This is a genomic window from Neisseria sp. HMSC064E01, from assembly GCF_001808875.1.
GTDB lineage: Bacteria > Pseudomonadota > Gammaproteobacteria > Burkholderiales > Neisseriaceae > Neisseria > Neisseria sicca_A.
Genome location: NZ_KV794943.1, coordinates 1 through 11,420 on the forward strand (window position 1 = coordinate 1; position 11,420 = coordinate 11,420).

Genomic DNA, 11,420 nt, shown 5'->3' on the forward strand with positions numbered 1-11,420 from the left:
TCGCAGCTTTAGCTCAAGCCGCCGGCAGCCAACCGCGTATGCGTTTTTCCATTGCGTCGGCACTCAAGCCCAAATCGTCCAAAAGTTTTTTCGGGTCGCCGTGTTCGGTTACGGTGTCGGCAACACCCAAAAGTAAAACGGGTTTGCAGATGCCGTGTTTCGCCAATACTTCCAGCACCGCGCTGCCTGCGCCGCCTTGTTCGGCGTTTTCTTCGGCAGTAATGATGTAGTCGTGGCTTTGGGCGAGGCGGACGATGAGTTCTTCGTCTATCGGTTTGACGAAGCGCATATCGGCGACGGTGGCGTTCAGTTTTTCGGCAACCGCCAATGCGGGGGCAACCATGCTGCCGAAGGCGATGAATGCGGTTTTCTCGCCTTGGCGGCGGATGATGCCTTTGCCGATGGCTACGGTTTCGAGGTCGTCTGAAACGGGCGCGCCTGTTCCCGTGCCGCGCGGATAACGGACGGCGGCGGGGGCGTTTGCCTGATAGCAGGTCGAAAGCAGCAGGCGGCATTCGTTTTCATCGCTCGGCGCGGCAACAATCATGTTCGGCACGCAGCGCAGGAAGCTCAAATCGTACAAACCGGCATGGGTCGGGCCGTCCGCGCCGACGATGCCCGCGCGGTCGATGGCAAACAAAACGGGCAGGTTTTGCAGGGCGATGTCGTGCACCAGTTGGTCGTAGCCGCGCTGGAGGAAGGTAGAATAAATGGCGACGACAGGCTTCATGCCTTCGCAAGCCAAGCCGCCGGCAAAGGTAACGGCGTGCTGCTCGGCGATGCCGACATCGAAATAGCGGTCGGGGAATTGTTGTTCAAATTCAACCAGTCCGCTGCCCTCGCGCATTGCGGGGGTAATCGCCGCCAATCGGGAATCTGCCGCCGCCTGGTCGCACAGCCATTTGCCGAACACTTGCGTATAGGTCGGTTTGGCGGCGGGTTTGTTTTCTTTTTCAGACGACGTTGCGGTTTTGAGGTCGTCTGAAACGTCTTTGGGCAGGTTGGCTACGGCGTGGTATTTGACGGGGTCGTTTTCGGCGAGTTTGTAGCCGTTGCCCTTTTTGGTGATGACGTGCAGCAGTTGCGGGCCTTTGCGGCCGCGCAAATCTTTCAATACGTCAACCAGATGCTCGACGTTGTGGCCGTCCACGGGACCGGTGTAGCGGAAACCGAAGTTTTCAAACAAAGACAGCGACTGCTTGACGTGTTCGGCTTCGCCCGCCAGCGTTTTGATTTTGTGCTCGACTTTTTGGGCAAGCTCCATCGCGCCGGGCAGCTTGTCCAAAACCTTGCTCGATTGCGCCTTGATGGTGCTCAACACGCCGCGCATATCGCGCACGACGTTGCTGGCAAGGTATTTCGGCAGCGCGCCGACGTTGGGGGAAATTGACATTTCGTTGTCGTTGAGAATGACCAGCAGGTTCACGTCCATATCGCCTGCGCAGTTCAAGGCTTCAAATGCCTGACCCGCCGTCATTGCGCCGTCGCCGATAATGGCGACGCTGCGGCGGTCGCTGCCCAAGAGCTTGTCTGCCGCCGCCATGCCCAAAGCCGCGCCGATGGAGGTGGATGAATGTCCTACGCCGAAAGCATCGTATTCGGATTCGCTGCGCTTGGGGAAACCCGCCAAGCCGCCATAGCGGCGCATGGTGTGCATCTGATCTTTGCGGCCGGTGAGGATTTTGTGCGGATAGCTTTGATGACCGACGTCCCAAACCAGCTTGTCTTCAGGCGTGTGATAAACGTAGTGCAGAGCCACGGTAAGCTCGACTGCGCCCAAGTTGCTGGCGAAATGACCGCCGGTTTGACCGACGGAATCCAGCAGAAACTCCCGCAGCTCGGCGGCGACTTGGGGCAACTGTTTTTTATCCAGGCGGCGCAAATCTTGCGGGCTGCCGACGGTATCGAGTAGCGGAGTGTGGCTCATGGTGTGTCTTTGCAGGCTTATTTGTGTATAGCGGGCAATTATAGCAAGAGTTTAGAAAGACGTGGGTTTCCTGCCTGATCTCGGTTGCCAATGATTTGTCGGCAAAAGCGCTGTTTTGTAATGCGTGTAAAGGTCGTCTGAACATGAAATTACACGTCCCGTATGCTACAATCAGCGGATAATTCCATCGGTACCAACATCATGAAACCCCATAAAAAAGGCAATATTTTCATCATCTCCGCCGCTTCCGGTACGGGCAAGACCACGCTGGTTTCCCGTCTTTTGAAAAACAACGGCGATTTGCGCGTCTCCGTATCGCACACGACACGCCAGCCGCGCGAAGGCGAGCAGCATGGCGTGCATTATCATTTTGTTCCCAAAGAAGAATTTGAATCCTTAATTGAACAAAAAGCCTTCCTCGAACACGCAAACGTTTTCGGCAATTATTACGGAACCAGCATCGCAGGGGTCAATTCCCTTAGCGAAGAGGGTTACGACGTGATTTTGGAAATCGATGTGCAAGGTGCGGCGCAGGTGCGCAAATCGCTGCCCGAAGCCAGCAGCATCTTCATCCTGCCGCCTTCGTTCGAAATCCTTGCCGAACGCCTTGTCGGACGCGGTACAGATAGTGAAGAAGTCATCCAAACCCGCCTCTCCAAAGCGCGTCATGAAATCGAACAATCCGTCCTGTTTGACTATATCGTCGTCAACGATGATTTAGATAGGGCGGAAGCCGATTTGCTTCACATCATCAAAGCAGGTCGTCTGAAAAAATCTTCCCAGCAAGGATTTATCTCAAACCTGTTGGAAAATTCCTGAAAAACAGCGAAAATACGCATTTACATTCCATCACAAATTAATAGAAAGAAAGCAAACAAATGGCCCGTATCACCACTGAAGACTGCACTGGCAAAATCCCCAATCATTTCGACCTGACCCTCGTCGCCGCCCGCCGCGCGCGCCAGCTTGAAAACGGCAACGCCCCTATGGTTGACGACATCCGCAACAACAAGCCGACCGTTACCGCCCTGCGCGAAATCGCTGCCGGTCAAATCGGTACCGAGCTGCTGACCCGCAAAAAATAATACCGGCAGGCAAAATCTGCCCAACCGCCGCGCGGATTGTATCGGCGCGACACATCCGACCGATACAGTCTGACGGCTCAAAACAAAACACACACCAAAGGCCGTCTGAAATGCCCGCCCCCCAGCCCACTGCCCCCTACGATGCGCTGACTGCCGAAGCCCGCGAACTTTTGTTCCGCACCGCCTCCTATCTCAGCCCATCCGAACAGGCCGAGCTTGAAAAAGCCGTCGCCTACGCCTTTCACGCCCATGACGGACAAACCCGTAAAAGCGGCGAACCCTACATTACCCACCCCCTTGCCGTCGCCACGCAGCTTGCGTTGTGGCACATGGACATTCAAGGCTTGTGCGCGGGCGTAATGCACGACGTACTCGAAGACACGGGCGTATCCAAAATCGAAATGGCGGCAGAATTCGGCGAAACCATCTCCGAGATGGTGGACGGACTTTCCAAACTCGAAAAACTCAAATTTGAAGATCATGCCGAGCATCAGGCGGAAAGTTTCCGCAAGCTCATCCTCGCCATGACCAAAGACGTGCGCGTGATCGTCGTCAAACTTGCCGACCGCCTGCACAATATGCGCACGCTCGGCTCCATGCGTCCCGACAAACGCCGCCGAATCGCCAAAGAAACCCTCGAAATCTACGCCCAAATCGCCAACCGCCTAGGTTTGAACAACGCCTATCAAGAGCTTCAGGATTTATCGTTTCAAAACCTCCACCCGAACCGCTACGAAACCCTTAAAAAAGCGATGGACAACAGCCGCAAAAACCGCCGCGACGTCGTCGGCAAGGTTCTGCGTGCTTTCAGCCAGCGTTTGGTCGGTGTGAACATCGAAGCCAAAATCAAAGGCCGGGAAAAAAACCTGTACAGCATCCATCAAAAAATGTTGGCGAAAAAATTGCGCTTTGCCGAAGTCATGGACATTTACGGCTTCCGCGTCATCGTCAACAGCATTCCCGCGTGTTACGCCGCCCTTGGCGCGCTGCACAATCTCTATCAGCCCAAGCCCGGACGTTTCAAAGATTATATCGCCATCCCGAAAAGCAACGGCTACCAAAGCCTGCACACAACTTTGGTCGGTCCTTACGGATTGCCCATTGAAGTTCAAATCCGCACGCGCGAAATGGACGCCGTAGCCGAAGGCGGCATCGCCGGACACTGGATATACAAATCCGGCGAAAACACCGTCGATCAAGCCGTCCTCCATACCAACCAATGGCTCAAAAACATCCTTGATTTGCAAGCCAGCAGCGCGAACGCCATCGAGTTCCTCGAACACGTCAAAGTCGACCTGTTCCCCAACGAAGTCTATATCCTGACACCCAAAGGCAAAATCCTCACCTTACCCAAAGGCTCAACGCCCATAGACTTTGCCTACGCCGTCCACACCGACATCGGACACAAAACCGTCGCCGCCCGCATCAACAACACCATGATGCCCCTGCGTACCAAACTCAAAACGGGCGATTCCGTCGAAATCATCACGTCCGAACACGCCAAGCCCAATCCGGCATGGCTGAATTTCACCGTTTCCAGCCGCGCGCGCAGCGCCATCCGCCAATACGTCAAAAACCTCAACCGCCACGATGCCATCATTCTTGGCGAAAACCTGCTGCAAAAAGCCCTGTCCAGCCTGTTGCCCAAAGACGTATTGCTTTCAGACGACCTCAAAGAAAAATACCTCGCCGATCTCAACGACAAACAAACCTCGTTTGAAGAAGTCCTCTACAACGTCGGCATGGGACACACACTGCCCGTGTACGTCGCCATGCACATCGCCGAACTGGCAGGGCAGCACTTCGGCAGCGAAGTCAAACTCAGCCCCATCAAAGTCAACGACCAAGAAACCGGCCGCATCCATTTTGCCGAATGTTGCCACCCCGTCCCGGGCGATTCCGTCCGCGCCCTTTTGGTCAAAGACAAAGGCATGATTATCCACCGCGATACCTGTCCGACCCTGCTCAAATCCGATCCCGAGCAGCAGCTTGACGCGAACTGGGAAGGCATAGGCAGCCACACCTACCGCACCGGACTCAGCATCCAGTCCGAAGACTCCCACGGCCTGCTTGCCCTTATGGCGCAAGCCATCTCCAACTCCGGCGCGGACATCGAATCCGTCGAAACCCCTAACAAAGCGCTGGCAGGTACGGAAGGATTCGTCGAATTCAAGTTCATCATCAAAGTGAAGGACTTGGCGCAGATTAACCAAATTATTCACAACCTGCACGCCATTCCCCAAGTGCGCAAAGTGGTTCGAAGCTAGGGAAGAAGGGCGGTAAAGCCGATACCGTTTTGCCGCCTGATAGGGTTTAAGTCTTTCTTAAAATCAAAAACAAAATCGGCAGGATGCGCGAATGCTACAAAGGTCGTCTGAAAACCGCCACTCATCAAGGTTTTCAGACGACCTTCAAACTTGACAGAAACGACGCAATCAAAGATAATCCCGCAATTCATTTGCAGCCGCATCGACGGCATATCCGGCTCAAAGCCGACTTGTTAGGAGGTGATGTTTACATCACGGCGCGTATCCCGCCGGTCGCAAGACACCCGAGATACAGACACCACTTTATTTACAAACCGCCCATTTTTACCTTTATCCCTTTCGGCGGTTTGAAACCAGAATTCAATTTAAAGGAAATAAAATGCCTGCAATCCGCGTTAAAGAGAACGAACCCTTCGAAGTAGCCATGCGCCGTTTCAAACGTGCCGTAGAAAAAACCGGTCTGTTGACTGAGCTGCGCGCCCGTGAAGCTTACGAAAAACCAACTACCGAGCGCAAACGCAAAAAAGCCGCAGCCGTAAAACGCCTGCAAAAACGCCTGCGCAGCCAACAACTGCCTCCTAAAATGTACTAAACATCAATTGCAGGTCTGCCTGTGATGCCGAAACACACCGCAAGGCTTAACCTGCGGTGTGTTTTGTTTTTCAGACGACCTTTAGGAGCTGTCGACATTCAATAGTTTCCGTGTCTTTTTATCCCCCAAGCGGTATCTTCTGCGTTGGAAATCCTCACAAGGTGTCCAACCTTGTTGCGGTTTCCGCCTTGAATCTTCCGCTTTGTGAACAAAAATCCACTTGGAAAATTAAATGTCGACAGCCCCTAGGATAATAGGTCGTCTGAAAAATAGAAAATCCTCTAAGGCAGTATGTGCAATACCATCTTCCATCTTTTCCTGAAAGTCATCCCATGAGCCTGAAAGCACAATTAACCGAAGACATGAAAACCGCGATGCGTGCTAAAGATCAAACTACGTTAAGCACTATCCGCCTCATCAATGCCGCCATCAAGCAATTCGAAGTGGACGAGCGCACCGAAGCCGATGACGGCAAAGTGATCGCCATCATCACCAAAATGGTCAAACAGCGCAAAGACAGCGCCAACATCTATACCGAAGCAGGCCGTCAGGACTTGGCGGACAAAGAAAATGCCGAAAGCGAAATCCTGCACCGCTACCTCCCGCAAATGATGTCTGCCGAAGAAATCCGCACTGCTGTGGAAACCGTAATCGCCATGATCGGGGCTTCCGGAATGGCTGACATGGGCAAAGCCATGGGCGTGTTGAAAACCCAGTTGGCAGGCAAAGCCGATATGGGCGAAGTCAATAAAATCCTCAAAGCGGCGCTGACTTCATAATTGAATACCGACCGCTTTGGACGGATTCAAGAACAACAAAAAGGTCGTCTGAAAATGGAATTTCCGTTTTCAGACGCCCTTTTTTTAAGTTTAGGCTTACTGTTTGCCGATATTGTGAAATATCTTGCCCATATCGTTTAAGAAACGGGGTTCGCGCTGGATCAGGTAAACAATCAAGGGGATATTGCCGATGGCGACGATCAGGTAAAGCAGGGAAATGCTGTCGAACAGCATCAAGAGTACCGCGCTTAAAATGGCAGCCGATACCATGAACACGCCATTGATAATGTTGTTGGCGGCGACGGCGTGGGCGCGGAAGGATTCGCTGCTGGCGGTTTGCAGCCAAGTGTAGAGCGGGACGGAGAAGAAGCCGCCGAAGAAGCCGATCAGCGTCATGACGAGCATGACGGGATAGGCCATGCCTTGCGACAGGAACCAGGTGATGCCGTTGAGTTCGGTAAAGCGTTGCCCTTGGGTCAGCCATACCAAAATCAAGCCGAATACGGTCAAACCCGTCGTGCCGACGGTTACCAAGCCCAAGAGCAGGCGTTCGTGGCTGAGTTTGGCGCATAATACCGAGCCGGCGGCGATGCCGATGGAGAATAGGGCGAGCATGAGGTTGAAGACGCTGTCGTTGCCGCCCAAATGGATTTGCGTGAAGGTCGGCAGTTGGGTGGTGTAAACCGAGCCGATAAACCAAAACCATGAAATGCCGATGATGGAAGTGAAAACTGCATCATATTGCGCAGTTTCGCGCAGGAGCGCGTGCGTGCCTTTGACGATGTTCCATTCGATTTTGGTGTTGGGGGCTTTGGCGGGGACGTTAGGCATGAAGAGGCTGGTCAGCGTACCGCCTATGGCGACGAGCAATACTAAGATGCCGACGACGGAGGGTGGCAGGCCTGCGACGGATGTGCCTAAAATTTGACCGAACAAAATGGCGATGAACGTTCCCGATTCGATCAGGCTGTTGCCCATAATCAGCTCTTTGTCGTTGAGATAATCGGGCAGGATGGCGTATTTCAGCGGGCCGAACAACGTCGATTGCGCGCCCATGCAAAACAGGCAGATCAAGAGTAGCGGGGCGGACTGGATATAGAAGCCGAACGCCGCCACCGCCATGATGACGATTTCCAATACTTTGATCCATCGCGCCAAGACGGCTTTGTCGAATTTGGTGCTCAGTTGTCCTGACAGCGCGGAAAACAGGAAATAGGGCAGGATAAACAGCAACGCGCCCAAGTTCAGCATTTGGCTGGCGGGCAGGAAGTTGTTTTTGCCCAAACCGTAGAAGCTGATCATCACAAACAGCGCGGTTTTGAACATATTGTCGTTGAACGCGCCCAGAAACTGCGTGCCGAATAGTGGGGCGAAACGGCGGCTGGTCGGGAAATTCAGATTGTCTTTTTTGAGGCTCATTTTTCGGATTCTTGTTCTTCTTTTTCTATTTCGTTTTCAAGCAGCTTGTCGGTGGAATCGTCGTCCATCAGAATGCGGTGTGCCGGACCTTCGAGGTCGTCAAACTGTCCGTTTTTGCCCGACCACCAGAAAAAATAGCCGATGGCAAACGCCAAAATAATGCTGATGGGCACTAAGATAAACATACTTTCCATCACATCGCTCCGGTCAAATCGGTTAAGACAAAAGTCTGTCCCGATACGGTCAGATATTCGTTGCGCAGCGAGCCGACGGGGGCGTCGTCAAAAAACAGCTCGATACGGTCTTTCACGACGCGCCAATATTGCGGAATCTCGGTTTGCCCGAAAGGCGCCAAAACCTCCGCCGCCGCGCCTTCTTCACTTTGCAGCTTGACGGCGAAACGCCCGCTCTGCGGCTGCGTTTCGGATTCATCATCCGGCAGCATGATGAAAAAGCCCACATGGGCGCCTTGTTGCGTATGGATACTGAAATAGTGCATATCAAAGAATCTTAAAAGGCTGCCGCTGTTTTCAGACGACATAGTGAATACAAAAACTGTCTAAATGTAACAGTTTGACACGCCCCTGCAAAGGGCTTTACGCCCCCGCGTTCGACAGGTCGTCTGAAAACAAACCGTTTCCCTTTAAACATCAATATCTTCCTTTATCATCTCCAGCCTGTTCCAGGTCAAACATTAAGCCAAGCAGCCGAACCCGTTTTTTGCTAGAATAGCGCGGTTTACATTCATCAACCGATTTCAGACGACCCCGCCGAATCAGCGGCGGCAGAAACCACACGGAAAGCAACATTCATAAAGTTGCCGCCATTCCGAATGTAACGATAATTTTTTCTTTCATAGATTTTACGCCACCAAATCAATACGGCCGACCGCGCAAACGCCCGGCACCGCCCTCAAGCGCATCCACTATGCCTGCGGGAGATTTTTGGCGGGATATCGACGACAAAGAACAGATTGCCGATACTGCCCACACAGGTCGTCTGAAACCTTCAGGAGCCACAACAAATGACCCAAAAACTTATCTTAGTTTTGAACTGCGGCAGCTCATCCCTCAAAGGCGCCGTGCTGGATAACGACAGCGGCGAAGTCCTGCTCAGCTGCCTTGCCGAAAAACTCAACCTGCCCGACGCTTACATCACGTTCAAAGTAAACGGCGAAAAACACAAAGTCGACCTGTCTGCCAAACCCGACCACACCGGCGCAGTTGAAGCCCTGATGGAAGAACTCAAAGCCCACGGTCTCGACAGCCGCATCGGTGCTATCGGCCACCGCGTCGTCAGCGGCGGCGAACTGTACAGCGAATCCATCCTCGTTGACGACGAAGTCATCGCCGGCATCGAAAAATGTATTCCGCTCGCTCCTCTGCACAACCCCGCGCATCTCTTGGGTCTGCGTGCCGCACAAAGCATTTTCAAAGGTCTGCCTAACGTTGTCGTATTCGACACTGCCTTCCACCAAACCATGCCGGAACATGCCTACACCTACGCTATTCCGCATGAACTGTATGAAAAATACGGCTTGCGTCGTTACGGCGCGCACGGTACCAGCTACCGCTACGTTTCCGATGAAACCGCCCGTTTCCTCGGCAAAGACAAAAAAGACCTGCGCATGGTGATTGCCCACTTGGGTAACGGCGCATCTATCGCCGCAGTTGCCAACGGCGAATGTAAAGACACCAGCATGGGTCTGACTCCGCTGGAAGGTTTGGTCATGGGTACGCGCAGCGGCGATATCGACCCTTCAGTTTTCAGCTTCTTGGCTGAAAATGCCAACATGACCATCGCCCAAATCACTGACATGCTGAACAAAAAATCAGGTCTGCTCGGTATTTCAGGTTTGTCCAATGACTGCCGTACCATCGAAGAAGAAGCCGCCAACGGCCATGCAGGTGCCAAACTGGCTCTGGAAATCTTCATCTACCGCCTCGCCAAATACATCGGCAGCATGGCCGTCGCAGCCGGCGGTTTGGACGCACTTGTCTTCACCGGCGGTATCGGCGAAAACTCCGACATCATTCGCGAGCGCGTACTGGGCTACTTGGGCTTCCTCGGTCTGAAAGCCGACCACGAAGCCAACCTGAAAGCCCGCTTCGGTACCGCAGGCGTGATCACGACTGCCGACAGCGCAGCCGTCGCCGTTGTTATCCCGACCAACGAAGAATTGATGATTGCACACGACACCGCCCGTCTGAGCGGCCTGTAATACAGCGAGTCATCCGATAAAAAAACCTGCCGAAAACGGCAGGTTTTTTGTTGGCACGGCAAAAAGCATGATTTGTCTGCATGACCCGCTTCGGGATTTTTTCTCTATCGTCAAAGGAAAGAAGAGGGCGTAGGTTTTTCTGCTGCGTATCTCAAACGATATTTACCCCGATTTTCTTCATTTAGATAACGGGGGATAAGTTTCCTTTGCAGTAAAAAGGTCGTCTGAAAATTTTCAGACGACCTTTTCCATCGCTATTGCTTCACAGGCTTCAAAGTCGGCAAAACCGTATCCCAAATCGCCAGCACTTCAGCTTCGCTTCGCTTTGTCCCGTCTTTCTTCTCCGCGCCGAACTGCATCATGATGCGCGGGTCGCCGCCGTCGCGTTCCCAAAAGAACATATATTTGTTGCCACCCCATTTCACCAGCTTTTCCTCTCCCGACATACCGTTGATGTCGCGTTTGCCTTGGCGGATGGTGCGGGTTAAGGCTTTAACCATTGCGCCTTTCCCAAGATTTACTTTACGGTCTATCAGCGTTGGCGCACCTGTCTCCAGCACGTCGCCGTGTATGATTTCCAAACTCATATCGCGTTGTTTGTCAAATTCGACGGTGCTATGGACTTCAAACGGTTTTTTGCCGTCATCGGCAATAAAACCGCCTATCAGGCAGATGCCGTGTTTATTTGGCACTTCAAACTCCTGTCTTGTCTTCAAACTGTTGATGAAATCTTGACGGAATTTTTTCTCAATGGTGTTGATTGCTTCTTTCTCTTGGGCTTCCCAGTTGGCAGGGGCTTTACCGTTTTCAGCAGGGATATAGAAATAGCTGCGTACGATATAGGCGTCATTATTATCCAGTTTGAAATATAAATAGGCTTCGTAGGGCATGCCTTTTTCTTTAATTGTAATACTATGTTCCCAAAGAAAGTTGCTGCGTATTACCTGCATCATCGCCTGTCCCGGAATTAGAGTACGGGTGTCGACGACAATATCGGTTCCAAATTGTCCACTACGTTTAAACCTATTAATATTCTTAAAATTCCTATCCCAGTCATCAAACATAACCATCACGTTCCAGCCGTTGTAATCAATAGATGTACTGCCATGACGGCGTTTGGACGGCAGGCG

Annotated in this window: 12 protein-coding genes; 6 read left to right on the plus strand and 6 right to left on the minus strand. The window is 52.6% G+C overall.

All coding sequences use genetic code 11. From position 1 onward, the window contains the following. Positions 1 to 13: 13 nt before the first annotated feature. The gene (dxs, locus tag HMPREF2572_RS07930; protein ID WP_070497524.1) at positions 14 to 1,927 is read right to left on the minus strand and encodes a 1-deoxy-D-xylulose-5-phosphate synthase; all 1,914 of its coding nucleotides are present in this window, start codon (positions 1,925 to 1,927) and stop codon (positions 14 to 16) included. Between the two features lie 201 nt (positions 1,928 to 2,128). Here dxs and gmk point away from each other — a divergent pair, with 201 nt between their 5' ends. From gmk to HMPREF2572_RS07945, 3 genes are all read left to right on the plus strand, one after another. Further along, entirely contained in the window at positions 2,129 to 2,746 is a 618-nt protein-coding gene (gene gmk, locus HMPREF2572_RS07935; protein ID WP_070497647.1) for a guanylate kinase, read from the plus strand. A 59-nt stretch (positions 2,747 to 2,805) separates the two neighbouring features. Next, positions 2,806 to 3,012, plus strand: a complete 207-nt coding sequence (gene rpoZ / locus HMPREF2572_RS07940; RefSeq protein ID WP_049231276.1) for a DNA-directed RNA polymerase subunit omega — start codon at positions 2,806 to 2,808, stop codon at positions 3,010 to 3,012. Positions 3,013 to 3,122: 110 nt separating this feature from the next. Continuing rightward, positions 3,123 to 5,279 carry a RelA/SpoT family protein gene (locus tag HMPREF2572_RS07945; RefSeq protein ID WP_070497526.1) on the plus strand — a complete coding sequence of 719 codons (2,157 nt, stop codon included), beginning with the start codon at positions 3,123 to 3,125 and terminating at the stop codon, positions 5,277 to 5,279. On the opposite strand, the gene HMPREF2572_RS07950 is transcribed toward HMPREF2572_RS07945, so the two are convergent. Continuing rightward, positions 5,276 to 5,470 (minus strand): hypothetical protein, encoded by a 195-nt coding sequence (locus HMPREF2572_RS07950; RefSeq protein WP_168161783.1) that lies wholly within the window; start codon positions 5,468 to 5,470, stop codon positions 5,276 to 5,278. The two genes, HMPREF2572_RS07945 and HMPREF2572_RS07950, sit on opposite strands and share 4 nt — an antisense overlap. 188 nt (positions 5,471 to 5,658) lie before the next feature. Here HMPREF2572_RS07950 and rpsU point away from each other — a divergent pair, with 188 nt between their 5' ends. Together rpsU and HMPREF2572_RS07960 are read left to right on the plus strand one after the other, a co-directional pair. Next, complete coding sequence (rpsU, locus tag HMPREF2572_RS07955; protein WP_002214819.1) at positions 5,659 to 5,871, plus strand: 30S ribosomal protein S21; 213 nt, start codon at positions 5,659 to 5,661, stop codon at positions 5,869 to 5,871. A gap of 332 nt (positions 5,872 to 6,203) precedes the next feature. After that, positions 6,204 to 6,650, plus strand: a complete 447-nt coding sequence (locus tag HMPREF2572_RS07960; RefSeq protein ID WP_070497530.1) for a GatB/YqeY domain-containing protein — start codon at positions 6,204 to 6,206, stop codon at positions 6,648 to 6,650. Positions 6,651 to 6,746: 96 nt separating this feature from the next. Here HMPREF2572_RS07960 and HMPREF2572_RS07965 read toward each other — a convergent pair whose 3' ends face one another. Genes HMPREF2572_RS07965 through HMPREF2572_RS07975 form a run of 3 tightly spaced genes read right to left on the minus strand, consistent with a single transcriptional unit; the run spans position 6,747 to position 8,568 of the window. Then, a complete protein-coding gene (locus tag HMPREF2572_RS07965; RefSeq protein ID WP_070497532.1) occupies positions 6,747 to 8,069 on the minus strand; it encodes an MFS transporter in 1,323 nt (440 codons plus the stop codon). Beyond that, the gene (gene ccoS / locus HMPREF2572_RS07970) at positions 8,066 to 8,263 is read right to left on the minus strand and encodes a cbb3-type cytochrome oxidase assembly protein CcoS (protein WP_003744897.1); all 198 of its coding nucleotides are present in this window, start codon (positions 8,261 to 8,263) and stop codon (positions 8,066 to 8,068) included. The genes HMPREF2572_RS07965 and ccoS overlap by 4 nt, the downstream gene beginning before the upstream one ends. After that, positions 8,263 to 8,568, minus strand: a complete 306-nt coding sequence (locus HMPREF2572_RS07975; RefSeq protein WP_049223426.1) for an HLGFF motif protein — start codon at positions 8,566 to 8,568, stop codon at positions 8,263 to 8,265. Before HMPREF2572_RS07975 ends, ccoS begins: the two co-directional genes overlap by 1 nt. Before the next feature lie 525 nt (positions 8,569 to 9,093). Here HMPREF2572_RS07975 and HMPREF2572_RS07980 point away from each other — a divergent pair. Next, complete coding sequence (locus tag HMPREF2572_RS07980; RefSeq protein ID WP_070497534.1) at positions 9,094 to 10,290, plus strand: acetate kinase; 1,197 nt, start codon at positions 9,094 to 9,096, stop codon at positions 10,288 to 10,290. A gap of 254 nt (positions 10,291 to 10,544) precedes the next feature. Here the strand turns inward: HMPREF2572_RS07980 and HMPREF2572_RS07985 are convergent. After that, the coding region (locus tag HMPREF2572_RS07985; protein WP_246827786.1) for a T6SS immunity protein Tli4 family protein at positions 10,545 to 11,420 on the minus strand (876 nt) is incomplete at its 5' end.